Below are 25456 nucleotides of genomic sequence, written 5' to 3' on the forward strand. Positions count from 1 at the left end.
TGGTCCGACTCGGGTGTCTATGCGGGGGGACAACCGGGGGCCACGGCGCACTATTCCACCGAACAAAAGATGTCCGCCCCCGTCGCACGCGGACATGGAAGCATGGCGGACATGTCCCAGCCCCTGCGCACCGGCGGCGTCATGGCCGACCCCGCGTGGCGTCCCAGCCCGCGTGCGAAACTCCTGTGGTCCCTGGCAGCCGCCCTGAGCTGGGCATTCCCCTTGCTCGGCCTGATCGTGTGGGCGGTGCTCGATCCCGACCGCCGCGGCTGGCAGTCGGCGGCGCTGATCGTGATCGTGCTCGCCGCCGCCTTCAATATCGCGGTGGTGCCGCTGTGGCGGTTCACCGTGCACCGCTGGGAGATCACCGACGAGGCCGTGTACACCCGTACCGGGTGGTTGACGCAGGAGAGCCGGGTCGCGCCGATCACCCGTATCCAGACGGTGGACACCCAGCGCGGACCGCTGGAGCGGCTACTCGGACTGGCCACGGTCACGGTCACCACGGCCTCCTCGGCGGGCGCGGTCACCATCGACGCGCTCGACCTGCCCGTCGCCGAGGAGACGGTGGAGAAGCTGACCGAGATCGCGGCCAGACATCGCGGGGACGCGACATGAGTGAACGCAGCGAGCGGGTGGACGGCACAGCCGAGCGCGGCGAGGGCTCGCAGAGCACAGCCGAGCGCGCCGAGAGTCCGGCGCGCACAGCCGAGCGCAGCGAGAGTCCGGCGGGCACAGCCGCATCCGCCGTGGTGGCTTCCCCGCTCGAAACCCCGTGGCAGCGTTTGGACAAGCGCATGCTGCTGGTGCATCCCCTCACCGAGACGGTGAGATACATCCCGGTGCTCATCGCGTCGGTGATCGGCAGTGCGCAGAGCGAGAATCCGATGTGGGCGCTGCTGGCGCTGACCTTCATCGTCGGCATCGCCGTCACCCGCTGGTTCACCACCACCTACCGCATCGGCCCGGACAATGTGGAACTGCGCACGGGCCTGATCGAACGCAAGAAGCTCGCGGTGCCGCGCTCGCGGATCCGCTCGGTGGATATCGAAGCCGATGTGCTGCACCGGATTCTGGGCCTGGCCGTCCTGCAGATCGGCACCGGGCAGCAGGCCGAGCGCGGCGAGGGCTTCAAACTCGACTCGCTCGACGCCCGGCTGGTGCCGGGTCTGCGCGCCGAACTGCTCGCGCACACGGCGAAAGCCGCCGCAGCACAGCGGGTTCCGGGGGCGGAGGACGACGGTCCGGCGGCCGACCGTGAGACGGGTGTCGAGATCGCGCACTGGCGGCCGGAGTGGGTGCGCTACGCGCCCTTGTCGCTCACCGGTTTCGCGCTCATCGCGCCCGTGGTCGGCCTGGCCTTCCAATTCGGTTTCGCTCGGGTGACCGTCGATTCGGACACGGTCGACAGCCTGGACGACCGCGGGCGGTGGTTTCTGACGGCGGTGGTGGTCGGACTGGCCCTCGCTCTGATCGCGGTGGTGAGCCTGGCCGCCTGCGGGCGATACCTGGCAACCTATTTCGGCCTGAAGGTGCACGACAACGGCACCACCCTGCACATCCGCCACGGACTGTTCACCACCCGCCAGATCACCCTGGACCTGGCCCGGCTGCGCGGGGCCACCGTCAACGAGCCGCTGCTGCTGCGCCTGGCGGGCGCGGCGGAACTCGAGGCGGTCATGACCGGCACCGATCCCCGGCAGAAGATCCTGCCCCAGGCTCCCCGCGCCGCCGTGGACCGCACCCTCGCCCATCTGCTCGGCGAATCCGCGCCCAGCACGGTCACTCTGGTCCCGCACGGCCCCGCCGCCCGCCGCCGCCGCTACACCCGCGCGCTGAGCCCGGTGCTCATCGCCGCCGCGGCCATGGCGGTCTTCGCCCTCGCGGTGCGTCCGCTGCCGCCGTGGTCCTGGATCCTGCTGGCCCTGGCCGCCCTGCTCGCGGTCGCGCTGGCCTGGGACCGCTACCGCGGCCTCGGCCACGCCGTCATTCCCGCCGCCGAGAACAATCCCACCTGGCTCATCACCCGCAGCGGCTCCCTGGACCGCGACCGCGACTGCCTGGAGGCTCCCGGCATCATCGGCTGGACGGTCACCCAGACCTGGTTCCAGCGCCGCGTCGGCCTGTCCACCATCACCGCCGCCACCGCCGCGGGCAAGAAGCACTACCACGTCGTCGACATCCCGATCGACCGCGCCTGGGCGCTGATCGAGGCGGTCACGCCGGGGCGATTGGGCGCGCGATGACGGGCGGCACGGAAGCGAGCGAGCGGCCCCGATGGTGGCTGTTCGCGGCTCTCGCACTGCTGGTGGCGGGAATCGCGGCGGCAGCCGCGTGGAGTCTGTCGGATCGCTACTACCAGTTCGGCTGGGTTCCGGCGTGGGCTCTGCCCGCATGTTGGACGGCGACGCTGGTCGCCCTCGGGTTCGACGCCGCCGCGAGGCCCGCGCCACGCCGCATGTGGGTACGGGCCACACTCGTTTCCGTCTTGGCCTCGGCGACGCTGCTCCTCTGGGGTACGGCGCTGGTGGTGGCGATGTTCTTCGACGACGACAGCGAGGTCGTGGCCATCGAAGTGAGTCCTGATGGGCGATTCGAGACCGCCATGGAGTCACTCGGGGGAATAGACCCCTCGTGCCGGGTCATGCTTCGGGAACGCGGCGCGATACTCGGCAGGCAGACCCTGGTGTGGGAACGGTTCCAGGGCCCCTGCCCGGCGCGCGCATCGTTCGTCGGGGACGACACGATCGGCATCGCCGAGACGAACGGCCAGGCTTACGAGACGACGACCTTCGACGGCGACCGGATGCGGGTGACGCGGATCTTGCCGACCTCGGTGCACGGCCGCTGATTGCTCCCGCCCGAACGAACTTCCGCACACTGCCGCGTTCGCCGGGTGGCCGCGCCGAACCGCGGGCGGGGTCGGTCAGTTCGGCCGGGGCGTGCCGATCGCGCGGAGGTTGGCGAGGTAGTAGAGATACAGCCCGGCGGGCAGCAGACCGCAGACCAGCAGGGCCAAGGTGGGCCAGTCGTTGACGAACAGCACGTCGCCGCCGGGGCCGCCGAAGGTGAGCAGCAGGTAGGACAGGGTCCAGGCGGTCAGCGGCAGGGCGATCAGGCCGAGCCGGTCGGTGATCGTCGACATGCCCTCGAGCAGCAGCACGTTCACCACCGCCGCGATGAGCGCGGTGACCGGGAAGGGTATGGCCCCCGCGGTGAGGTCGGCGGCCGACGCCGCGGCCTGCGTCGTCGACGGATGGGATGCCGCCACCTCGGCGTGGCCCAGGTAGACGGGCAGGAACAGCGCCTCCAGCACCAGGGTGACGACACCGTCGAGCACCAGCAGCGCCGCGATCACGCCATTGAGCCAGTTCCGCTGCGACAGCCGGCCGAGGCGCGGGGCGGTACCGAGCGCCGCGGTCACGGCACCGGCGGGAAGCCGAGCAGTTCCAACAGGTGGCTCTGCATGTCGACGAAGGTGTACAGCGCGTGGAGATACAGCTCGTGCTGCGCCTCGAAGTGGGGCCGCTGGCTCTCCACGAAGGCGGCGATCATGTTCTGGATACTCCAGTTGTACATGGCGATCAGTCTCCCATCCGGCTCGGAATCGGATCGAGCATGTCGGGCAAACCCGCGAACAGGTCGTGCTCGCGACCGTCCGGACCGGAGTCGCCGCGCCGGCCGCGCACCAGAATGTAATGCTCCTCCGGCAGCACCGGCTGGGCGATATCGTTGGAGAGCGCGAACTCCCGGCCCGACGGCGCCACGGCCACCTGGGTGGCGTGCGCGCGCAGGGCGGCCCGCTTGGCGGCCAGCACCCGCGCCACGTCCACGGTGGTGGTGACGGATTCACCGGGTACGCAGGCCAGTTCGTCGTCGTGCGGCAGCCGCCATCCGCTCGGCAGCGCACCGGGCAGCTGATCCACCGTGCGCCGCTTGAGCGCCTCGGTGTGCATGCGCAACACCTCGGCGTCGGTGACGGTCCAGTAGGTCTTGGGCACATCCCAGCCGCGTCCGGCCGCGGCCTCCACCGCCGCCATCGTGACCTGGTGGGCGCGAATGTGATCCGGATGCCCGTAGCCGCCGCGCGGGTCGTAGCCGACCACCACCCGCGGCCGCAGCTCAAGCAGCACCGCCACCAGCGCCTCGACCGCCTCGTCACCGGAGTTCACGAAGGCCCGCGGATGCCGCGCCGCGGGTGTCCCCGCCATGCCGGAATCCCGCCACCGGCCCGCGCCGCCGAGGAAGTGCGGCGGCCCGGCGTCCAATTCCGCCAGCGCCCTGGTCAATTCGGAGATCCGGTAGCCGCCCAGCTGATCCGCCTGATCGGCGACGAGCCGCGCCCACCGGTCCCCGATGACCTCGCCCTCCTCACCGAGCGTGCAGGTCACCACGGTCACCGGCACGCCGAGTCGCCGGTAGTGCGCGATGGTGCCGCCGGTGGTGATGGATTCATCGTCCGGATGGGCGTGCACCAGCAGCAGTCCGCCCGTGGCGTGCCCGCTCACGGCAGCCGCCGCCAGTTCGCCGCGTCGCCGAAAATGCCGGTCTGGATGGCCCCGCTCAGCGACGCGCCGTCCACCCGCGGGCCGGACGCCGCCACCTGTGTGTCCTGCACGATCGGCAGTACCGTGGCCAACTCCCACAGCCTGGGTTCGGCGTCGGCGATCACCCGCGGGGTGTCCACGCCGCGCAACGCCGCGTCGATGGCGGGTTGCAGGGTGGGGTCGCAGACGCCGGACAGATTGGCCGGTGCGTTGCGGGCCGCCTCCGCGCGGACGTCCTCGCCGTCGACCTCGGGGGCCTGCGGGGGCGGGCAGCCGTAGCGGGAGGCCAGCACGGTGGCCGGATCGTCCCCGGCGCGCTCCCAGCCGACGATGGCGTCGATGCCGCCGTCGACGAGTTCCGGGCCGTAGAGCTGATCCGCCGCGACGCTGCGTACCGTGGCATCGATTCCGGCACTGCGCAATTGGTCGGCGGCGGTATTGGCGACGGCCAGCGTGGCGGCGTCGCCCTCGACCGCGCCGATGTGCACGCTCAGCGTCTTGCCGTCCTTGACGACCGGGCGCGGTTGCGGCGCGGGCGATGTCGGCGAGGCGTTCGGCGGCGGTTCCGGCGCGCGCCCGAATCCGGCCTCACCCAGCAGCGCGAACGCCTCCTCCGGGCTGATGCGCGGCGGCGCGGTGGGCGCGTAGCCCGGATCCGACGGCGAAAGCACCTGTGCCCGCACCGGTTCCACCCAGCTTCCGGTCTGTGCGCCGACGGTGGCGAGCAGCACCGGATCGAGCAGGCCCAGCACCGCCTTGCGTACCCGGGGATCGGCCAGGTCGCCGGTGCGGCCGTTGAGCACCAATTCCATTTCGCGCGATTGCAGATTCGTGGCGGTGCGCACCGAGGGGATGGCGGCCAGCTGCGCCTGCAACGACACCCCGCCGCGCACCAGCGCCATCTGCGCGTCGGCGGTACGCAGCGATTCGGCCACCTGCGCCGGAGTTCCGCCGCGCCGCAACAGGATCTGGTCCGGCACCGCGGGCGTGCCCCAGTACCGGTCGTTGCGCTCCAGCAGGATCTCCTCGCGGCCGCGATCGGTCTGCTTGATGCGGAAGTGTCCGCCCGAGATGCGGATGGTGTCGGTGAGCCCGGTCTCGAACCCGGAGTCCTTCACCAGATGCGAGGGCAGCAGATTCGAGAACAGCTGCCGCCAGGCCGGATACGGCTCCCGCATGGTGACGGTCACCGTCTTGCCGCCCGCCGACGAGCCCACCTCGGAGATGAGCCGATAGCCAGCGGAGTCGACCACACCCGGCTGCTCGATCATCTGCTGCCACAGGTACTGGAAGTCCTCGGCGGCGATGGGCGCGCCGTCGGACCAGGACGCCTCGTTGCGGATCTGATAGGTGATGGTGAACGGCTCCTGCGCCGTCACATCCGCCGCCACCATGAGCGCCTCGTCCAATACCCAGTCGGTCGCCCCCGGCACCGCCGGGCTCGGCACCGGCCGCAGCGGACTGGGCAGCACCATGGACGCCACCGCCGACGCCGCGGGCGACTGATGCGCGCGCAGATGCGGATTGAACCCGAGCCCGATGTCGTCGATGGCCACCACCACCGACGTATTGCTCGGCTTGGCCGGAGTCGTCTGGGGGCTGTCGGTGCTCTCGATGGGCGGCGGCGGATTCGCGGTGCACCCGGTAGCGACCCCCAGACAGGCCGCCACCATCAAGAACACAGCCCGCCTCCCCGCGCCTGCCCGCCTCCCCGCGCCTGCCCGCCTCCCCGCGTCTTCAGGCCAGACTCGGGAGCCGACACAATCGCGTTGGCGTGCGGCGGTCGCCCGCCGCAGCCAGTTCTGGACGTAGCTGGTCCGCCTCCCCGTATCCTCAGGCCAGACTCGGGAGCCGACATAATCGCGTTGGCGTGCGGCGGTCGCCCGCCGCAGCCAGTTCTGGACGTACCCGATGAGTTACCCCCATCCTTGCGAAATCAGTTGTCGAGTCCGGTCTGTATCGGTTGTCGAGTCCGGTCTGCCGATGACAATATCCGCCGCGCCGTACGGGCTGTTCGACCAGCCGCCCTTCGGACCCGCGGCCCACGATGAACCGCGAACCGCCGCACTCCCGATTCGCGGCGCGTCCCGGTTCTGGACTGACGGAGCGGGGGAGCGAAGCGGAGGAGGGAAGAACCGGGACCTCCAGCGCCGCGAATCCGCCCGGAGCGCAGCGGAGGGCAAATCAACACAGCCGCGAATCCGCCCGGAGCGCAGCGGAGGGCAAATTAAACAGAGCGGTCGCGGGCTTTGCGGCGCGAGGCTTCGCGGCCGCGTTCGGTGGCGCCCAGGATGACCTTGCGGACGCGCACGATCTCCGGGGTGACCTCGACGCATTCGTCGCCGGCACAGAATTCCATGGCGCCCTCCAGGTCGAGCTGGAGCGGCTTGGCGAGGGTTTCCAGCACGTCACCGGTGGCCGAGCGCATATTGGTCAGCTTCTTCTCGCGGGTGACGTTGATGTCGAGGTCCTCGGCGCGCGGGTTGATGCCGACGACGTGCCCCTCGTAGGTGTCCGCACCCGGCTCCACGAAGAACTGGCCGCGGTCGGCAAGCTGGATCATGGCGTAGGGGGTGACGGTTCCGGCACGGTCGGAGACCAGCGAACCGGTGTGACGGGCGCGGATCTCACCGGCCCACGGCGCGTAGCCGTTGAAGACGGCGTTGGCGATGCCGGTGCCGCGGGTCTCGGTGAGGAAGTCGGTGCGGAAACCGATCAGACCGCGCGACGGGACGATGAACTCCATGCGCACCCAACCGGCGGCGTGGTTGCTCATCTGCACCATCTTGCCCTTGCGGGCGGCCAGCAGCTGGGTGATCGCGCCGAGGAACTCCTCGGGGGCGTCGACGGTCAGCTCCTCGAAGGGCTCGTGCACCTTGCCGTCGACGGTCTTGGTGACCACCTGCGGCTTGCCGACGGTGAGTTCGAAGCCTTCGCGCCGCATCTGCTCGACCAGGATGGCCAGCGCCAGCTCACCGCGGCCCTGCACCTCCCAGGCGTCCGGGCGGCCGATGTCGAGCACGCGCAGCGACACATTGCCGACCAGTTCCTGGTCCAGGCGCGCCTTGACCATGCGGGCGGTGAGCTTGTGCCCCTGCACCCGGCCGACCAGCGGCGAGGTGTTGGTGCCGATGGTCACCGAGATGGCGGGCTCGTCGACGGTGATGCGCGGCAGCGCGACCGGGTCGTCCACGTCGGCGAGGGTGTCGCCGATCATGATCTCCGGGATGCCCGCGACGGCCACGATGTCACCGGCCACGGCCTCCTCGCCGGGCTGCCGCTCGACACCGATGGTCTTCAGCAGCTCGGTGATCCGCACGGTCTTGGTGCCCTCGGCGCTCATCCAGGCCACGTTCTGGCCCTTCTTCAGCGTGCCGTTGTGGATGCGCACCAGGCCGATGCGGCCCAGGAACGGCGAGGCGTCGAGGTTGGTGACGTGCGCCTGCAAGGGCTTGGTGGCGTCGCCCTTGGGCGCGGGCACGTACTTCATCAGGACCTCGAACAGCTCGTCGAGGTTTTCCGCGTCCGGCACGGTGCCGTTCTCGGGGCGCTTGGTGGAGGCGACGCCCGCGCGACCGGAGGCGTAGAGCACCGGCAGGTCCAGCGCGAGCTCGGCGGCCTCGGAAGCTTCGTCGTCCAGGTCGGAGGCCAGGTCCAGCAGCAGGTCGTGGGATTCCTCGACGACCTCCTCGATGCGGGCGTCGGGGCGATCGGTCTTGTTGACCACCAGGATCACCGGCAGCGAGGCGGCCAGGGCCTTGCGCAGCACGAAGCGGGTCTGCGGCAGCGGGCCCTCGGAGGCGTCCACGAGCAGCACGACGCCGTCGACCATGGACAGGCCGCGCTCGACCTCGCCGCCGAAGTCGGCGTGGCCGGGGGTGTCGATGACATTGATGACGGTGACCGAGCCGTCCGCGTTGTGCCGGTGCACCGCGGTGTTCTTGGCGAGAATGGTGATGCCCTTCTCGCGCTCCAGGTCACCGGAGTCCATGACGCGGTCGACGACCTCGGCGCGCTCGGCGAAGACGCCGGACTGGCGCAGCATGGCATCGACAAGTGTTGTCTTGCCGTGGTCGACGTGCGCCACGATGGCGACGTTGCGGAACTCGACAGACGACACGGTTGATCCTCCTGGTGCAAGTGGGTAGTGCGGCCGTGTCGACGACACGAGCGCCATCGACCGTTCGGCGATGGGGGCTACGGCCGGATAACAGCGTACCGGCAGTCCGAACCCACAGGTTTCAGGCGTACGACTTAGGTTAAGCTAACCAACGTGGGAAAGAAGGTGAAGGCCAAGCACGTCTCGAGCTTGAAGCCGAAGAACAAGTGCTGTCGCAAGAAGACGCGCTGCCTGAAATGCCCCGTCGTGATCATGCGCATGAAGAAGTGCGAGGCCGCCGGCGTCTGCGGCAAGGATCTGAAGAAGGCGCTCAAGCACGCCCGCGCGGCGTGAGCGCCCACCCTGCGACTCCGCATCTTTTTCCCCGAGTCCGCCCATCCTCCGCATCGAAGGCGTAGACCGGGACTATGAGTACCGAGCTGCTGTCCGACGACGACATCGCCAAGGCCCTCACCGACCTCCCCGGCTGGACCCATACCGGCGCGTCCATCGCCCGCACCGTGGAAGCGCCGTCCTTCCTCGCGGGCATCGAGCTGGTCCGGCGCGTCGCCCAGGCCGCCGAGGCGGCCAATCACCATCCCGATATCGATATCCGCTGGCGGCGGGTGACTTTCACGCTGTCCACCCATTCTGCGGGTGGGCTCACCCAGTTGGATGTGGCGCTGGCTCACGAGATCGATCGGCTGACGCTGCAGAGCTGACCCGGCCCGCCCAGATGATCCAGCCGAACAGCACCAGCACACCCACCACGTCCACCGCGCCCAGCCACGCGTAACCGGCCGGGCGCGGAATGGTCCAGATGTCGGGCTGCGCGAAGGACAGCAGCCACGGCACCCCGACGAGCGTGGTGACCAGCCAGTACCCGGCCAGCAGCCGGGCGCCCGCCGCCGCGCGCAGCGGCCCGTAGAGCAGCCACAGCACGGTCGGCAGCAACCAGACGAAGTGGTGCGACCAGGAGATGGGCGAGATCATCAGGCCGAACAGCGCGACGATGACGAGCGTGCCCATCCGGTCGTCCGGCCCCAGGGCGCGCCAGGCGAAGACGCCAAGCACCGCCACCGCCAGCACGGCCGCGATCCACCACGGGCCGGTCTGCACGTCGTGGCCGAGGATGCGGCTGATGGTGCCGCGCAGTGATTGATTCCACACCGAACCGACTGGTCCGATACGGTCGGCGTTCCCCAGCAGCTCGCCGAAGTACCGCCGCGCCTCGGTCTGATTGATCAGCAGACTGATCCCGACCGTGCCCGCGAACACCACCGCCGACCACGCCGCCGTCCCCCAGCGCCGCCGCGCCACGAAGTACAGCCCGGTAATGGCCGGGGTGAGCTTGATGCCCGCGATCAGGCCGACCAGGGTGCCGGAGACCCACCAGCGCGCACTGCGCACCGCGAGCATGGCCCCCAGCACCAGGAAGACGTTCACCTGGCCGTAGTCGATGGTGGTGCGCACCGGCTCCATCCACACGCCCACCGCGGTCCATGCCACCGCCGCGGTGCGCCAGTGCGGCTCGCGCAGCGCCCGCTCGCCCAGAATGAGCTCGAGCCCGATCCGCACCACGCCGTACAGCGCCGCCACGGTGGCCAGCAGCCATCCGATGGCGACCGCCGTGAACGGGAAGTAGTGCAGCGGGAAGAACACCACCGCGGCGAACGGCGGATAGGTGAAGGGCAGCGGGAAGTCCGGCGTCTCCTTCGAATACGTGAAGTCGTAGAGATGATCGGTGAGCAGCGCCGCCGACCCGTCGACGTAGACGTGCAGATCGACGAGATTCATGCCGTTCGGCGATAACAACATCCACAGCATCCGCGCGAGCACCGAGAACACCAGCGCCGCGACGGCGAGTCGGAAGTGTCGAGTCACAGCGCGGACTTTCGGGTCGAGTTGTGGATGCACCAGACTAGCGGTGCGCTTCGGGCCCTATTTTCGCCGCATCGCGACGCCGATTCGAAAAACCCACGCCACACCAGATTCAGATGTAACATTCGTATCACTGGCCCCATGCGTAACAGGCTTTTTGATCGTCCGTCCGATAGCGTGATTCGATCGAAGACAGCAAGATCACACCGTGGCTGTACAACAGGGCGGCCCGGTACTTAGAGTGTCGCGCAGCGATGTCCCATCGCCACAGATGTACCCGAAGGTAAGGACGGCAACACCAGTGCTTCGCACCCGAGGATCGCGGTTCGCAATCACCGCGCTGGCCGTGGCGGCCTGCGCCACCATTGCCGTACCCACAGCGACCGCCCAGCCCGCCCCCGCGCCCCAAGCCGTCTCCACGATTCCGGTGATTCCCGAGGGCGTGCCGGTGGAGGCGCTCGCGTCGCTGGTGCCCGCCATCATCGGGGCCGCCGCCGGACCTGCCGATATCGCCGCCGGACCGCAACAGGCCATCCTGGATCAAGCGAAGCAGATCCTGAATACGCTGAACCTGCCGCCGCAGATCAAGTCGACCCTGGAACGGATCATCAAGTTCCTGGACGGCAGTGGCGGCGGCGGCCCGGACATCCCGCAGGACGGCCCGGTCATCGCGCAGTTCCTGTGGCCCACGATCGGCAAGGGCTGCATCGGCCCGTCCTCCGACTCGATCGGCACCGCACTGGCCGTCCCCGGCCCCGCGCAGCTGCCCCCGCCCGGCCCGCAGGCCGGTCAGACCGGTTTCGTCTTCACCGCGCTGGGCACCAAGAGCCCGACCGAGGTGCAGCAGCCGCCGATGACCGTGCAGTGGGTCAACCTGGACACCCGGCAGTCCGGCGTGCTGAATCTGACCGACGAGGCCAAGATCAACCCCGACGGCCCGGCCACCCTCTCGGCCATCGCCGACACCGGCAGCGGCCGCGTGGTCGCCGTGGTCGCCGGTTCGCTGACCACCCAGGCCGATCCGGAAGCCGCGCCGATCACCTGTTCGTTCCTGCCGACCATCGGATTCTTCTCGGTCGCGTAAGCGCCCGCTCGACACCGACGATGCCCGGGTGACACTAGGTCACCCGGGCATTGCTGTCACAACCGACCGGTCCGGCTGCTCAACGGGATGTTTCGGGCGCGGGGCGACTGTGGTAGACCGGGGACATGACGGCTGTGAAAGAGACTGTGCGGGGACTGCATTCGCGGCGGTCGGTGCTGTCGATCCGGTCGGAGGGTTCGATCCTGTCGATCGGTTCGTCGTACTCGATTCTGTCCATCGGCAGCGTGGGGTCGGTGCTGTCCATCGGATCGGCGGGATCGTTCGGGTCGATCATCTCGGCTGGCTCGTTCGGCAGCCTGGGCTCGGCGTTCTCGGCCCTGTCGAGCTGGTCGATGTTCTCCTGGCGCGGCAATCGCGCGGCCTGGACCGCCGCCGGCGACCCGTCGGCCCCGGCCGTGGCGGAGGGTCGTCCCGCGCTGCGGGTGGTCGCCGACGAACCGGATCTGCGGCAGGACCCGACCTACCACACCCAGACCTAGGACCGCGTCACCACTGCCCGTAGTCCGGCGCCAGCACGGCGTTCACGTCCACGCCGACGCCGCCCACGGTGCGCTTGTCGATCTCGAACTGGTGCAGATGCGCCCCGGGGTGCACGAACCCCTTCGGGGTGCCCCAGTTGTGCTGCCAGAACCAGGAACCCAGCCCCGCGCCGCGCGTCCAGTCGATGGTCGGCGTATTCGCGTACACGCCGGTGCGCTCCCGACCGAGCACCGCTTCCCAGCCTTCCAGGTACGGCGCGATGAAGTCGTGGAACTCGCCCTCGCTCGGATTATCGTCGATGGAGGCGTAGATCGGCGCGGTATCGGGTCCGCCCGCCGCGTTGTGCAGCTCCAGGCCCCGCTCGGCGTGCTGTATGCCAGCCTCGAATCCACCGCGCCAGTCCGCCGTCGGCCCCTTCCCGAACTGGTAGCACGAGACGACGCTCAGGCCCGCCGCCTGGAGTGCCACGACCTCCGCGGCCAGCAGCGGTTTGCCCGCCATCCACTCCGCACCCGGCCGCCGGTCCGAGACGTATCGGATGACGCCGATATGTCCGGCCTCGGCGATGGCCCGGGCATCGGGCACCCCGCCCGCGTAGTCGAGCAGCGTGCCCAGGGAGGTGCGGGCGGCGGCGGTGGGTGCCACGGCGGCTCCGGCCACGCCCAGGGCCGCCGCGCCACCGGCGAGCGCGGCGGCGCGGGCGAGGAAGCCGCGGCGGTCGATATCGGAATAGGGCATCGCAGAACTCCTTCGCACCATGGATCGAACCTGATCGAGCAAAGTCTGCGGCATGCCCGGCGCACCTTCCCCGATGGCGGGGACATGCCATCAGTGCGCCGGGGACCCCGAACGTGCACTCATTTCACCACATTCACATGGGAATCGCCAGGCTCACCGGGCACATGTGCACCACTGGTCCCAGGACGGACCGAGGGGATGCAACCGACAGAGCGGACTTCGCGGGACGGACCGCTCAGACGCCGATGCTGTTCAGCCGCGCGGCCACGTCGATGGTGCGGCGCGCCACGTCGGCAACCTCTCCGCGCACCACCGCCGCCACCTGCGCGGCCACCTGCGCGTCGATCTTGGCGAGACGGCCGAGCGTCCGCGCCCGCCAGCCCTCCGCGACCACCTCGAGCGCGATGTCGCGCGCGGCGGGGGCCTCGGTGTCGATCACGATGAGCAGCGGATCCGCCGCCCGGGCCACCAGCTCGAGGGGAACCTCCACCTCGGCGCGATAGCGGTTGGCTTTGAGCACGTCGACCGTGATGTCCAGGGTCACCGGGATCATCAGGTCGAAGGCCACCAGTCCGTCCTTATCGGAGGGACTGCCATCGTCGAGGCCGCCTCGTCCGGTGTCGCCGTCCGCGTCCACGCGGGCACCCACACTGGCAGCGCTCGGAACGCCCGCGTCCTCGCCGGCAGCGCCCGGGTCCACGGTGGCGGCCGCAGTCGCGCCGCCGTCGGATATCGCGGTGGTCGCGGCCTCCCCGTGGGCCACCAGCCGCGGCATGCGCACGCTCCCCCGCACCGATACCTCGGCGGCCTTGCGCGGCCCGGTGCGCAGCGGTCCGACCTCGATGGGTTTGCCCGCCAGCGATTCCACGACCTCGCGCACCCGCTGCGCCGTCACCACGTGTTGGAAGAACTGCCGACCGAATTCGTCGTAGCCGATCCAGTCGAATTCCGCCTGTCCGCGATACTTCGATTCCCGGCCGTCGATGATGGCCTCGACATCGAATACCCGGCCGCGTCGCGATTCCGGATCGTCGAGCATGACATTGAGGCGATTGGCGACCTCGCGCTGCACCATGCGGGAAATCGGGTCCAGCAGCAGTTCGAAGGCGGTGCCGATGGCCTGCGCCCGCATGACGAAGCTGACGTCGCGCCCGGTGACGGGCGGAATGTCGATCACGATGAGCAGCGGGCGCGCGGTGCGCGCGTGCAGGTCCAGGTCGATTTCGACCACCGCCTCGAGGCGCAGCCGCTGGCCGCCCAGTGTGATGTCCACCCGCAATTTCACCGGCACCATGACCTCGAAGTGCACATGCGGTCCGTGGCGGACGATACGTGGTTTGCCCACACTGCCTTTGGCGACGAAACGCGCGAGTCCGGCGGGTCCGACCGAGAACGGTCCGATGGTCATCCCCCGACCGGCCATACCGGAGACCGCCGCCTCGATTCGGGATTCCGTCACCGCCGCCTCGACAAATCGTTCACCGAATTCGGCGTAATCGATCCAGGTCGGTTGGTCGGACAACGGCATCCAGCTTCTTTCGTCGGGCGGAATCCCTGTCCTGCCGATGAGGGGGCAGCAGGACAGGGATCGTTCGGCGATGCTGCCGGGCACCGCCGGGCTCCATGGTAGGGCGTAATTCCCCCGTTACCTAGGGCGCGCCCGCATGTTTTCCATCATGCGGGATGCCGTTGTTCACAGTCGACCGTATCCGACCAGGCCGGAAAGCTCCGCGGGCCGATAGCGGTGGATGGTTATGCGCCCGAACTCATTACCCCCCACAGTGGTGATCATATCGCCGTCGGCGGCAATCACGAAGTTGGTGTGCTGCGTGAACGGACTGGTCTCGCTGTAGAGCACCACATCACCGACCCGCGGGCGATATCCGGGCGATTCGAAGCGGCCCTGCCGCTGGTAGTACTCGGTGAGCGTGTACACCCCGGGAATCCGCCACGAACCCGAGTTCGGATTGGCCAGCGGCTGTCCGGCCTCGCGCAGCACCCAGCTGACGAAATCGGCGCACCACGGCTCCTCGACACCCTCGGCGTATTTCGTGCCCGCGGGCTGGCGCGCGAATTCACCGCGCAACACCTCCACAATGCGTTTCTGGGTATCGTCCAGACCCGCCTGCTCGACCGCCGGGAAGTCACGCAACCGCTCCCCCGCCGCCGCGGGCAGGTGCTCCCGCTGCCACCAGCCGACCCCGACCACCGCCAGTACGGTCACCGCCGCCAGCGCCACCACCGCCGCCAACCAGCGCACACCCCTGACCCTACGGCCTCCGGACACCTCGTCCGCGCTCTCCCGCACGCTCATCCCACTCCCTCTCCGGCCGTGGTTCGACCGCATCACTACTTCGACGATCTTCGTCCGCGTTCGGTTCCCTTATCGTCGCGGCGGCGTCCGGAGTGAACGATCGGCCCGGATTGCGGCGACCTCCTCGCGCAGCCGGGCCATGAGACGCTCGGCGTCGTCGCGGTGCGCGGCGGCGCGGTCGGCGTGCCCGAGCGCGGCGGCCAGTTCGGCGAGCACGGTGTCCATCGGCCCCAGGAACGATGCGCCGGTCTCCAGGCCGCCGATGGTCCCGGCCAGCGGCAGCAGCGCGTCGTAGAGTTCCCGCGCGGCGGCCGTATCGCCGAGGAACAGCGCGATCCGCGAGCGGATGATGCTGAAGGTCGCCCAGAACGGCGGCCCCACCGGCGGCGCGGCGGCCAGCACCCGCCGCGCGTGCGCGGTATCCCCGCTGTGCAGCAGCGCGAGCGCGTAGCCGTAGGAGAACAGTTCCGGCGCGACCGCGGCGCGTTCGCCGAGCGCGGCCGTGAGTGCGGAGAAATCCCCGCCGCGCACCCAGGCCAGCGCCAGCAGCAGCCCGATGTGCAGCGCCTCCGCGTCACGGGTGACATCGTCGACCGGCAACGCCTGGGTCGCCAGGGGCGCGGGCCCGAGCACCCCCTCGTGGTGCCAGTCACCCAGCATGCGTTCGGCCGATTCGATGTCGCCGCGCACCAGTTCGAGCAGGAACTCGAAGGGCACGAGCGCGTCGAGCAGATGGCGCAGCTGCCCGTCGGTGGCGAATTCCGCGGCGCGCCCGGCGTGTTCGGCGGCGGTGGTGAGATCGGCGTCGGCCAGCGCCGCCCGGAAGAGCAGATAGCGTGCCAGCGCCTGGAATTCGGTGAGCTCGGCCGCAGCGGCCATGAGAAGCAGCCGTGTCGCAAGGCTTTTCAGCTCGTCGGCACGCAGGAACCCGGTCCGCACGAACGCGGTGAACGCCTGCGCGTTGACGGCCGTGCACAGCAGGTCGGCATCTCCGAGCGGTTCGGCCAGCGCCACGGCCGTGTCGGCGGCGGCCCGAGCGTCGTCGAGTTCGGTCAGCGCCGTGTGGAAAACGGCGGTCACCAGCACCAGGATCCGGTCGCGCACCGGCAGTCCGGTGTCGGCGCGGGCGATGCGCAGTGGTTCCAGCACCCGCGGGTCGGCGGTGTGCCAGTCCCGTGCCGACCAGATGAGCGGGGTTGGCCAACAGGTGGCGGCCCGTACCAGCGGTTCGACCCCGCCGAGCCGGTCGGCGAGATCGAGTGCCCGTTCGCGGACGACCCGCGCCTGTTCGTGCCGCCCGTCGTAGGCGAGGGCGGTGACGAGTTCGCAGCGCGCCTCCAAGACCGCCGACAGCTGCTCGCCGGTGGCGGCTGCGCCGTCGTGCCCGGCCAGTTCGTGCAGTGTCAGCACCGACTGCCAGCGGCGCACCGCATCGGCCCGCATCCGCCGTTCCACGCAGAGGCGGGCCGCGACCCGGCCGAAATGCAGTGCGCGCTCGGCGGTTTCGACGGTTGCGCCGAATGCCGCGTGATGCGCCAGGATTTCGGCGTCACGTCCGGTGAGGGCGGAGCAGTCCGGAACGCATATCCGCGCGCACAGCGATTCGAAAACCGCCCAGTGCATTCGAAGTCGGCGCAGCGCGGGGATGCCGCAGTACACGGTCTCCCGGATGAGCGCGTGGTCGAAGCGGATGCGGCCGCCGCGCTCGGTACGCAGCAACCGGGCCTGCTCGGCCGCCGCGACCCGGTCGACGACCTGGTCGGGTCCGAGTCCGGCGGCGGTGGCGAGGGTGGGCACGTCGCAGTCCTCACCCCAGACCGACATGAGTTCGAGCAGGTCGACCACCGCGGCGGGCAACTGCGCGACCCGGCGGCCGAGCAGGTCTCGCACGGTGTCGGGCAGCGCGTCGGTGGTGCCCTGGGTGGCGACGAGTTTGGCCAGCTCGCGCACGAACAGCGGATTGCCGCCGGTGCGGTGGCGCAGCAGTGCCACCAGTTGGTCGTCGGCGTCCACGAGTCCGGCGGCGGCCGCGGCCCAGCGGGTGCCGTTCAGATCGAGGCCGTCGAGTTCGATGCGGTCGGCGGTGAACAGGGCCAGGGCGGCGGCGGTATCACGCACTCCCGCACCGGCTTCGGTGCCACGCAGGGTGGCGATGATGAGCACGGGGCGGTCGCGCAGCCAGTGCGCCACCTGACGCAGCACCTGGAGGGTGGCGGTGTCCGCGCCGTGCACGTCCTCCAGCACGATCAGCACCGGTCCGGAGGCGGCGCGGCAGTGCCGGACCACGCGGCGGGCGAGGGTGAAGGCGTCGGCGGCGGCGGAGGCGTCGGGGTCGGCGGCGGTGAGTTCGACCAGCACCTCGGCCCAGGCCCAGGCCGGGGGCGCGTCCTCCACCTCGGGGCAGCGGCCGAATACGGCGGTCCAGCCCCGCTCGGCCAGTTGCGCCGCGACCGCGGTGGCGAGGGTGGTCTTGCCCGCGCCCGCCTCGCCGGAGAGCCAGACCAGGCGCACCTGGCCCGGCGCCGCCGTCTCCGCGGCCGCCAGCACGGCGGCGCGCTGCTCGGCATATCCGCTGTCGGGCAGCGGCTCCGGATGCGGGGCGCGCACTGTGATCGGCGCGGTCGGAGCATCGGAGCCGACCTGGTGGGTGAGGATCGCGGTTTCGGTGTCGCGCAGCGCGGGGCCGGGGTCCACCCCGAATTCGCCATTGAGGAATGCCCGGCAGCGGCGCACCGTGGTGAGCGCGTCCAGGGACTGCCCGAGCCGGTACTGGGCCAGGGCGAGCAGCCGCGCGCATTCCTCGCGGCCCGGATGCTCCTCGAAGACCGGCCGCAGCGCCAGCACCACCTCGGCGGGCCGGTTCAGCTCCAGCGCCGCCTGCGCCCGCAGCTCCGAGGCGGTGAACCGCAGAGCGGTCAGCCGGGCGGCTTCCGTTGCCGCCCAGGGCATTCCGTGGAATGTTTGCAGGGCGGCGCCGTGCCAGCAGGCCAGGGCGGCGTCCAGCAGCCGGATCTGTTCGAGCGGGTCGGGCCGCACGGCGGGATCGCGCATGGCGGCCTCGTGCCCGTGCAGCAGCTGCTCGAACTCCCAGGCGTCCACCTGGGCTGGTTCGAGATTCAGGGCGTACCCGCGCGATTCGGAGACGATGACCCGGGCGCGGGCCCGGCGCGGCCGGTCCGGTTCGAAGAGGCGGCGCAGATTGTGGATGTAGACCTGGAGCGCGGCGGTGGCCTTGGCGGGGGGATCACCGTCCCACAGGTCGTCGATGAGCCGGTCGGTGGGGACGACCCGGCCCCCGGCGGCGACCAGGCGGCCCAGCACCGCGCACTGCATGGGCGCGCCGGACGGCACCCGCTGGCCGTCGATGGAGATCTGCAGAGGTCCCAGCACCCCGATCCGCGTGACCGCCATGCTGTGCAGAAACCCCCGTACCCGCTGCCGTCTTGGACAAATGACTTGCTTGCGACACACAGAATGACAGAAATTCTGCGAGACGTCTCATCGGTGTGATCCGACTTAACCGAATACGAAGTGGACACGAAGAGTGATGCCGCACACTGCCATGGTGTCTCAGTCCGGGTTGCGCGTGCCCACCACGACGCGGTCGATCGGCGAGCAGCCGCGCGGAGCCGAACTATCGGTACTCCAGGGCTTTCCATACCCCGCCGCCTACCGCACCCCGGCGACCTGCGATGTGGTCGCCACCAATACCGCCTTCGCGGAGATGTTCCCGGGCCTCGAGCCCGGCACCAACCTGCTCACCTGGATGCTGCTCGACCCCATGGCCCGCTGCGTGCTGGTCGAATGGGAACTCGAGGCGCAGCTGCTGGTGCAGCGGTTCCGCAAGTCGGTGCCGCAGGCCGAATCCGGCCGCATCGAGGAGATCCTGACGCTGTGCCGCCGCGCACCGGACTGGGATCGGCTGTGGGAGGAGGAGATCCGGATCCCGGATACCGCGCGGCGGCTGCTGCTGGTGCGAGATGCGGAGACCGGCCACGAGCGCGCCCTGTACGCGCACACCTTCGGCTTCGAGGCCCCGCCGCGCCCCTGGCTGCTGTACACCCTGGTCCCGGCGACCTGAGCGGTCCGCCGTCGCGGCGCCGCCTCACGGTCCGGCTCGTCCGACGGTGACACGGCTGGCTGGATCGTGGTGTCCGGCTCGCCGGGCCGGGATACAGGGCCGCCGGACCGCGGCCTCGGACCCGCCGGATCGAGACCTCGGACCCGCCGGATTGGGCTCCCGGGCGTGACGGACCGTGGCGTCGGGCTCGCCGACCATTGCCTCGCAGCCGCGCCCGCGTATCAGGCTTGTGCGGCCGGACTCTCGAACCAGCCGTCGACCGGGTCGGCGTAGCCGTGATACACCAGCGGGATCCGCCGGTCCACCTCGAAGTGGCGGTACACCGCGAGCATGGCCCTCCGCACGGCGTGGGCGTGGAAGTCGTCGATGCGGCGAGCGCCGAGCCGGTGCTCGGGCAGCAGCTCCAGCCGGGTCAGCTCATCGGGGTCGGTGGCGTCGAGCCCGATGGGCGGGGCGTCGGCGATGAAGTGGTCGTGCAGGATGGCGTGCACACGCGCCGGGTCGGGGGTGCCCGCGGCGAAGGCCAGGAAGCGCACCCGGACGGCGCGGCGGGCGGGCGCTTCGGTCTCCAGCCGGTAGAGGAGTCCGGCGGTCGGACGGCGCACCGCGTGTCCGGCGAGCGGGTCCTGTTCGAGCAGGTGCAGCATGCTGCCGCCGGGCACCCGCGGTTCGGGGACGAGGAACAGGCTCAGCACGGGTGCACCGGAGAATCCGTCGGCCAGGCAGACTTTGGTGGTCATGGGATCGGGCATGCGCTTCTCCCTCGATTGTGCGGAACCGGGGTGCGGTCCGCGCCCGGGGCGGCAGCCCGGGGGGTGGTGCGATCAGCTGGTATTCGATATCTCGCCGCGGACCCGGGGTGGATGCGAGGCCGACCCGGCAGCGCGACCGGAGCACACCAGCGAATTATAGTCGAGCCGCATCACCCGCCGCGGGCGTTCGTCAGGCGTCGATCAGCCCGCGCCGGGACGCCGCCCGGCTCGCCAGCTGCCGCTCGATGGTGGCGCGTACCAGCGGCCACTCCTCGTCCAGAATGGAGTAGAACGCCGTACTGCGCACCTCGCCGTCCAGCCCCCGCGAATGCGCCCGCCGTACCCCGTCGCTGGTCGCGCCGAGCCGCTCGATGGCCATGCGGGACCGTAGATTCCGCATATCGGCGCGCATGGCGATGCGGCGCACCCGCCACGCCTCGAAGGCGTGCGCGAGCAGCAGCAGTTTGGACTCCAGGTTGATCCCGGCTCCGCGCGCGTCGGGCGCGAGCCAGGTGTTGCCGATCTCCGCGGCGTCCGGGATGGCCAGCAGCGGGTCGCCCGGCGGCAGCCCGTGCACCAGCGGCCACACCACCGGCCCCTGCCAGTAGTCGAATCTGGTGAACCGGGTGGAACCGAGCACCCGCCCGCTGCCCGCCGCGACGATGGCGAAGGCCAGCGAGGTGCCCGCGGCGTGCCCGGCGACCGCCTGGCCGATGTAGTCGATGGCCTCGTCCACGCCGTGCGGCACGGGGGTGAAGGCGAAATCGTCGCGATTGTGCGCCGCCGCCTCGGCGATTCCCGGAGCATGATGCGGCGCAAGGGGTTCCAGCCGCACTACGCGGCCGTTGAGAGTGACCGGTACAGGCACGTTCCCTCGATCTTTCGAAGCGGTCGGGGGTCGCGTCGGGCGGTGCCGCACCGGCTACCCGCTCCGGATAGGACGAACCAGCCCTGGCGCGCCAGTAGCAGCGTGAATCAGTGAGGTGAACGATAACGGAACACCGGCGCACCGGACGGCAGGCGACACACGAATTTCCGCGCCCGCCCGGCGGCGGTCAGGCCAGCGCGGACGTCCCCGCGCCGACGACGCCGGAGTCGGAGTCGTCCCAGGTGGCGGGTGGCGGGCCGAAGGTGCTGTGCGCGTTGGCGATCACCGCTTTGCCGAGCGCCCGGTTGCCGACCGCGCCGATCACCGCGCCGATGCCCGCGGGCAGCGCCCGCCCGAACACCAGCACACCGCGCTTGACGATGAACTGCACGACGAAGCGTTTCACCAGTGCGTTGTCGATATTCCGCACCACCGGCAGCCGGTCGGCCACCACGGAGGCCCAATCCCGCGCCGACTGGCTGGCGTTCTTGCCCATCACCGCCGTGCCGGTCTCACCGAGCACGACGCTCACCACCATGGCGCGGCGCTGTGCGGGCGGCAGCGAGCCGACGCCGTGCACCGCGCCCACCGAGACGGCGTACAGCGCCGACGCCTCCAGGAAGAACACCGACTCGACGCCGCTCACCGCCAAGCCGATCAGCGTGCCCACGCCGGGAACCGCCGCGCTCAGACCCGCGACCGTGCCGCTGGCGGTGACCAGCACCAGGTAGCGCGTCTCCAGACCCCGCGCGATGTCCTCGGGTGACCGGCTCGGATGCTTGCGGCGCAGCCGGTCCACGTATCTGGCCGCCAGCGGCGCCTGCACCCCGGTACCGCCGCGCAGGATCAACTCGATGGATTTCTGCACCGTGCGCTCGAACATGACGGGCGTCCCCTTTCATCATCGGCAACGCCCGAGCGTACGGACCGCCGCGCCCGGAATCGGGTTCCGACACGGCATCGACCGGCCCGTTACGGCCGAGGGCCGCGGCAGTCCCTCCCGCTGGTAGTACTTGATGGTCCGGTCCGCATCGTCACCGGCTCAGAGCCGCACGCAGTCGCCCATAGGTCGGCGCGAGTTCCCCGACCACCTCGGCGGCCGCCCGGTCCCGCTCCGACACCAGCAGGTGCTGCAGGGACCCGATGAGCCGAGCCTGCTCGACCATGACCGCCGCCGCCTCGCCATATCCGATGCGCCGCAAGCAATCCGCCGCATCCGAGACCCGACGTGCGCCCACCCGGACGGCGAACGCCGTCAGATGCGTCCGCAATCCCGGCGCACACCCATCCGCCAGCATCGCCGCCAGACGCCGCGCCGCATCCCCACTGGCATTGCCCGCCAGGCGTTCCCGCGCCCGTGGCAGACAGGCGGCGACGGCCTCCTCCTCCCCCACCACGCGGGTCCGCTCGAACTCGGTGTACATGGTGAACGGCTGCCCGTAGTCGACCGAATCCCCACGCCACGCCGCGAGAAAGTCCGCGATTTCGATGCGCGCGTACGGATATCCCTGCGGGTCGTGCACGGTGACCCCGCCCTCGTCCATTCCGACGACGACCAGGAAGTGATCAGCCCCGACCGGCCCGCGCATCTCCGGCTGGTACCGCAGATACCCCATCTCGACCGGTCCGATGAACACCGGCCCACCGCGCAGCGCCTCCCCGAGCCGCGCCACCGGGCCATCCCCACTGGTCACCGTGGCCCGCCACCCCAGCGCCGCCAGTGCCTCCCCCACACCTATCTCCGGATTCCACCCACGCGGATCGAAGAAGGCCACCCCCTCCCCCACCTGCATCCCGAACGGGCTACCGGTAACGGTCTCGATCACCGCCGTACCGGGACCCCTGCCCCCCATCATCATGGCGAGCCCATTCGCATAGCAGTACGGCCCCGACCCGATATACGGAATCTGACTCGTCAGCTGTCCTACATTCATGGCCTCACGCTGACAGGAATCCCCGAAAAACGCTACGCCCATGCGATTTTCGCACTCCGGCCACGGCATCGGCCCACGGCCCGGAAATGCGCTCGATCGACCGAGCCGAGCCCTCTACCATCGGGCGGGTGACGGGATCGGTCAATCGACAGTGGGTGCTGCGCCATCGCCCGGACGCGACGGTCCGGGACGAGGATTTCGAATTGCGCAGTGCGCCGATTCCTAGCATCGCGTCCGGCGAGGCGTTGATTCGAGTGCGGTGGCTGGGTATCGATGCCACGCAGCGGGGATGGCTCAATGACGCCGACAACTACATGGATGCCGTACCGCTGGGCGCGGTAATGCGCGGTAGCGGGGTCGGGCAGGTGGTGGCCTCGGAGCATCCCGGTTATCCGGTAGGGAGTTGGGTCTTCTTCGACGGCGTCGGCGGCCCCATCCTCGAACACGGCCTCGCCCACCTCGCCCACCACGCCCGCGTCGTCCTGACCGGCGCGGTGGCCACCGGCTACCAGGGCACAGACCCGTCCACCGGCCCCCGCAACTACCCGCGCCTGGCCCTCACCCGCTCGCGCCTGGAGGGCTTCATCTTCCTCGACTACGTCGACCGCTTCCCCGAAGCCTTCACCACCCTCCTGGACTGGCACACCCGAGGCCACCTCACCCTCGCCGAAACGATCACCCCCGGCCTAGAATCCGCCCCCTCCGCCCTCCGATCCCTCTTCGAGGGCCACAACCTGGGCAAACAACTGGTCCAGGTAGCCGGCCGCTGATTCCGCTCGCCAGGCTGCGCCAGTCTGACCGGCACGGCGACGCGGCGGGCGGAGCGCCGGACCGGTAGCGGCTGGGTTGGAAAGCTGCCGTAGTCGTCCAACGCGTCCCCTCGTCGCCGCCATGTCGTCCGGCACCAGGTTACGGACCGCCGCTCCGGCGCGGGTTTCGGTGGGCGACAGCCGTCGTCCGTCAGTACCGTTCGCCGCCGTCGCGGCCCACATCCTCAGTGTCGCAATGATTTCGGCGTTCAATGCGGCGCTGCAACCGACACGCCGGACGCCGTCGGCGACATGGTCGTGGTACTCACCCTCGTCGAATACCTGAAGCCCGGCGCCACCCATGGAAAGGTGGTGGTATGGCTGGGTGCGTTGAGGTGATTCGCCGATGATGTCCGATCCGGAACTGAACCCCGCTGCCGTCGAGATCGGCAGCTTCCTCCCGCCGGCGCCGGACACGGTCTGGCGCGCGCTGACCGATCCGGATCTCTTGGAGCAGTGGCTGATGCGCTCGGTCGGCTTCGCCCCCGCGGTCGGCACCCACTTCATCTTCTCCCTACCCACCCGACCGCCCGGCGAGATCGCCTGCGAGGTCCTGACCGCCGAACCCGCCACCCAGCTCACCCTGCGCTGGATCGACCTGCGCGCCGACTACCCCGCCCACTGGATAGTGGACTGGACGATCCACCCCCAGGGCCGCGGCACCCGCCTGCTCCTCACGCAGACCGGTTTCGACATCGAAGACCGCCGCCAGAAGATGGCCCGCAACGCCATGGAGCGCGGCTGGAAGGGCACCCTGTCTCGCTTGCGCGAACTACTCGACCGATAACCCGCTCGCCCCGTGGGTCGTGACGCTCGCTCATGGCGGATGCGATCGCCGGCACCCTCAGGTCGATGGCCGGTCGCGTTCTCGGACGTGAATCCTCGCTTCGACGACGCGAATGCGGTCGTCGACGAACGGATGGGTCGACAACATGGTCAGAAGTAGGCGCCCGCGCAGCGCCCGGCCCGCGCCCGCGGCCCGGGACTCGCTTCCGTTTTCCCGTAGCCACGCGAGCACTCCGGCACCGAAGCCGAGATCGACCGCGACCCGGTCTGCCACCCGTTCGTCGCGCCGGTCGATGGCGAGGGTGGCAAGCCGCTGCGCGACCAGCAGCACGATGGCGATGAGCGCACCCCGGAGCCCGAGCAGCCAGAGCAGCAGGCCGATCACCGTCGCCCAGGCCGCCGCCTCCGTGGCCGCGAGAATTCCGGTACGGGGAGACCGGCGGGACCGGACTTCGAAGGCGGTGGACACCGCGGCGGGCAGCGCATGCAGCGGGAGCGCGTACCAGTACAGCATCGAGTACCAGACGCCGCGAGTAGCGCTGAGCAGATGCCCCAGTTCGTGCGCCAGCAGTCCTCGCAACTGCGCCGGTGTCATGCGATGCACGGCCGCACTCGATATTTCGACGACCCGGCCGTCGTATGCCACACCCCGGACTTTCTCGGACTCCGGCACCGAGATCACATAGTCCGCCTCCGATACCCCCGCCGCGTCGACGACTTCGCGCCACGCCGGGGTGAGTCGGCGGGCTTGCTCCGGAGTGGGGGCGACGAGGCCCGCGAGCTTTTCCCGCCGCCACCTTCGCGCCCCATCCAAGACGGGCACAATGGAAAGCAGCCACAGCTCGACCGCGATGATCGTCCCCCACAGCCCGAAGAGGCCACCGAGTCGCCCGACGATCACGCCCGACAGCACGACCGAGGGCATGCCGACGACCACCCGCAACGTGGTGGAGACGTACCGGTACCGGCGCAGTCCCCGACGGTATCGGGCACGTTCCCGTGATCCGGCGACTTCCAGACGAGGCGTCGACATCGCACCCCCAACGCGGTCCCTCTCCGAAA

Annotated in this window: 25 protein-coding genes; 10 read left to right on the forward strand and 15 right to left on the reverse strand. The window is 70.1% G+C overall.

Features of this window, described 5'->3' with window-relative positions:
- The first annotated feature begins 111 nt into the window (after positions 1-111).
- From QMO76_RS09310 to QMO76_RS09320, 3 genes are read left to right on the forward strand one after another with little or no spacing between them, the layout of a single operon-like run.
- Complete coding sequence (locus tag QMO76_RS09310; RefSeq protein ID WP_306360792.1) at positions 112-618, forward strand: PH domain-containing protein; 507 nt, start codon at positions 112-114, stop codon at positions 616-618.
- The gene (locus tag QMO76_RS09315) at positions 615-2246 is read left to right on the forward strand and encodes a PH domain-containing protein (RefSeq protein ID WP_372341934.1); all 1632 of its coding nucleotides are present in this window, start codon (positions 615-617) and stop codon (positions 2244-2246) included. Before QMO76_RS09310 ends, QMO76_RS09315 begins: the two co-directional genes overlap by 4 nt.
- Positions 2243-2851 (forward strand): hypothetical protein, encoded by a 609-nt coding sequence (locus tag QMO76_RS09320; protein WP_306360793.1) that lies wholly within the window; start codon positions 2243-2245, stop codon positions 2849-2851. The genes QMO76_RS09315 and QMO76_RS09320 overlap by 4 nt, the downstream gene beginning before the upstream one ends.
- Before the next feature lie 75 nt (positions 2852-2926).
- Here QMO76_RS09320 and QMO76_RS09325 read toward each other — a convergent pair whose 3' ends face one another.
- The 5 genes from QMO76_RS09325 to typA form a co-directional block, all read right to left on the reverse strand.
- Positions 2927-3424, reverse strand: coding sequence for a hypothetical protein (locus QMO76_RS09325; RefSeq protein ID WP_306360794.1), 498 nt, complete (start codon positions 3422-3424; stop codon positions 2927-2929).
- Entirely contained in the window at positions 3421-3579 is a 159-nt protein-coding gene (locus QMO76_RS09330; protein WP_306360795.1) for a hypothetical protein, read from the reverse strand. The genes QMO76_RS09325 and QMO76_RS09330 overlap by 4 nt, the downstream gene beginning before the upstream one ends.
- A 5-nt stretch (positions 3580-3584) precedes the next feature.
- On the reverse strand, positions 3585-4508 hold the full coding sequence (mshB, locus tag QMO76_RS09335) for an N-acetyl-1-D-myo-inositol-2-amino-2-deoxy-alpha-D-glucopyranoside deacetylase (RefSeq protein ID WP_306360796.1): 924 nt from the start codon (positions 4506-4508) through the stop codon (positions 3585-3587).
- Positions 4505-6220 carry an ABC transporter family substrate-binding protein gene (locus QMO76_RS09340; protein ID WP_306361134.1) on the reverse strand — a complete coding sequence of 572 codons (1716 nt, stop codon included), beginning with the start codon at positions 6218-6220 and terminating at the stop codon, positions 4505-4507. Before QMO76_RS09340 ends, mshB begins: the two co-directional genes overlap by 4 nt.
- 554 nt (positions 6221-6774) lie before the next feature.
- On the reverse strand, positions 6775-8667 hold the full coding sequence (typA, locus tag QMO76_RS09345) for a translational GTPase TypA (RefSeq protein ID WP_306360797.1): 1893 nt from the start codon (positions 8665-8667) through the stop codon (positions 6775-6777).
- 153 nt (positions 8668-8820) lie between these two features.
- Here typA and QMO76_RS09350 point away from each other — a divergent pair, with 153 nt between their 5' ends.
- The gene (locus QMO76_RS09350) at positions 8821-9000 is read left to right on the forward strand and encodes a hypothetical protein (protein ID WP_081592687.1); all 180 of its coding nucleotides are present in this window, start codon (positions 8821-8823) and stop codon (positions 8998-9000) included.
- 74 nt (positions 9001-9074) lie between these two features.
- Entirely contained in the window at positions 9075-9368 is a 294-nt protein-coding gene (locus tag QMO76_RS09355) for a 4a-hydroxytetrahydrobiopterin dehydratase (RefSeq protein WP_029931425.1), read from the forward strand.
- On the opposite strand, the gene QMO76_RS09360 is transcribed toward QMO76_RS09355, so the two are convergent.
- Complete coding sequence (locus QMO76_RS09360; protein ID WP_306360798.1) at positions 9310-10530, reverse strand: mannosyltransferase; 1221 nt, start codon at positions 10528-10530, stop codon at positions 9310-9312. The genes QMO76_RS09355 and QMO76_RS09360 overlap by 59 nt on opposite strands.
- Before the next feature lie 298 nt (positions 10531-10828).
- Here QMO76_RS09360 and QMO76_RS09365 point away from each other — a divergent pair, with 298 nt between their 5' ends.
- A complete protein-coding gene (locus tag QMO76_RS09365) occupies positions 10829-11611 on the forward strand; it encodes a hypothetical protein (protein ID WP_306360799.1) in 783 nt (260 codons plus the stop codon).
- Positions 11612-11736: 125 nt separating this feature from the next.
- Positions 11737-12111: a hypothetical protein gene (locus QMO76_RS09370; protein ID WP_306360800.1), complete on the forward strand. Its 375-nt coding sequence runs from the start codon at positions 11737-11739 to the stop codon at positions 12109-12111.
- Positions 12112-12118: 7 nt separating this feature from the next.
- On the opposite strand, the gene QMO76_RS09375 is transcribed toward QMO76_RS09370, so the two are convergent.
- From QMO76_RS09375 to QMO76_RS09390, 4 genes are all read right to left on the reverse strand, one after another.
- A complete protein-coding gene (locus QMO76_RS09375) occupies positions 12119-12850 on the reverse strand; it encodes a DUF1906 domain-containing protein (protein ID WP_306360801.1) in 732 nt (243 codons plus the stop codon).
- Positions 12851-13085: 235 nt separating this feature from the next.
- Positions 13086-14378: a hypothetical protein gene (locus tag QMO76_RS09380; protein ID WP_306360802.1), complete on the reverse strand. Its 1293-nt coding sequence runs from the start codon at positions 14376-14378 to the stop codon at positions 13086-13088.
- Positions 14379-14543: 165 nt separating this feature from the next.
- On the reverse strand, positions 14544-15164 hold the full coding sequence (locus QMO76_RS09385; protein ID WP_306360803.1) for a CHAP domain-containing protein: 621 nt from the start codon (positions 15162-15164) through the stop codon (positions 14544-14546).
- Positions 15165-15233: 69 nt separating this feature from the next.
- Complete coding sequence (locus tag QMO76_RS09390; protein ID WP_306360804.1) at positions 15234-18554, reverse strand: BTAD domain-containing putative transcriptional regulator; 3321 nt, start codon at positions 18552-18554, stop codon at positions 15234-15236.
- A 172-nt stretch (positions 18555-18726) separates the two neighbouring features.
- On the opposite strand from QMO76_RS09390, the gene QMO76_RS09395 reads away from it, so the two are divergent.
- Entirely contained in the window at positions 18727-19245 is a 519-nt protein-coding gene (locus tag QMO76_RS09395) for a hypothetical protein (RefSeq protein ID WP_306360805.1), read from the forward strand.
- Positions 19246-19466: 221 nt separating this feature from the next.
- Here the strand turns inward: QMO76_RS09395 and QMO76_RS09400 are convergent, their stop codons facing one another.
- The 4 genes from QMO76_RS09400 to QMO76_RS09415 all read right to left on the reverse strand — a co-directional run bounded on the left by QMO76_RS09400 (position 19467) and on the right by QMO76_RS09415 (position 22799).
- Positions 19467-19997: a hypothetical protein gene (locus QMO76_RS09400; RefSeq protein ID WP_306360806.1), complete on the reverse strand. Its 531-nt coding sequence runs from the start codon at positions 19995-19997 to the stop codon at positions 19467-19469.
- Between the two features lie 190 nt (positions 19998-20187).
- Positions 20188-20865 carry a GNAT family N-acetyltransferase gene (locus QMO76_RS09405; protein WP_306360807.1) on the reverse strand — a complete coding sequence of 226 codons (678 nt, stop codon included), beginning with the start codon at positions 20863-20865 and terminating at the stop codon, positions 20188-20190.
- Between the two features lie 187 nt (positions 20866-21052).
- On the reverse strand, positions 21053-21748 hold the full coding sequence (locus tag QMO76_RS09410; protein ID WP_306360808.1) for a hypothetical protein: 696 nt from the start codon (positions 21746-21748) through the stop codon (positions 21053-21055).
- A 151-nt stretch (positions 21749-21899) separates the two neighbouring features.
- Positions 21900-22799 carry a hypothetical protein gene (locus QMO76_RS09415; protein WP_306360809.1) on the reverse strand — a complete coding sequence of 300 codons (900 nt, stop codon included), beginning with the start codon at positions 22797-22799 and terminating at the stop codon, positions 21900-21902.
- Between the two features lie 128 nt (positions 22800-22927).
- On the opposite strand from QMO76_RS09415, the gene QMO76_RS09420 reads away from it, so the two are divergent.
- On the forward strand, positions 22928-23569 hold the full coding sequence (locus tag QMO76_RS09420) for a hypothetical protein (protein WP_306360810.1): 642 nt from the start codon (positions 22928-22930) through the stop codon (positions 23567-23569).
- 385 nt (positions 23570-23954) lie between these two features.
- The gene (locus QMO76_RS09425) at positions 23955-24395 is read left to right on the forward strand and encodes an SRPBCC domain-containing protein (RefSeq protein WP_306360811.1); all 441 of its coding nucleotides are present in this window, start codon (positions 23955-23957) and stop codon (positions 24393-24395) included.
- Between the two features lie 57 nt (positions 24396-24452).
- Here the strand turns inward: QMO76_RS09425 and QMO76_RS09430 are convergent, their stop codons facing one another.
- The gene (locus tag QMO76_RS09430; RefSeq protein ID WP_306360812.1) at positions 24453-25427 is read right to left on the reverse strand and encodes a M48 family metalloprotease; all 975 of its coding nucleotides are present in this window, start codon (positions 25425-25427) and stop codon (positions 24453-24455) included.
- Positions 25428-25456: the final 29 nt, after the last annotated feature.

This window comes from Nocardia sp. CC227C (genome assembly GCF_030767025.1).
In the GTDB taxonomy this organism is placed as follows: Bacteria; Actinomycetota; Actinomycetes; order Mycobacteriales; family Mycobacteriaceae; genus Nocardia.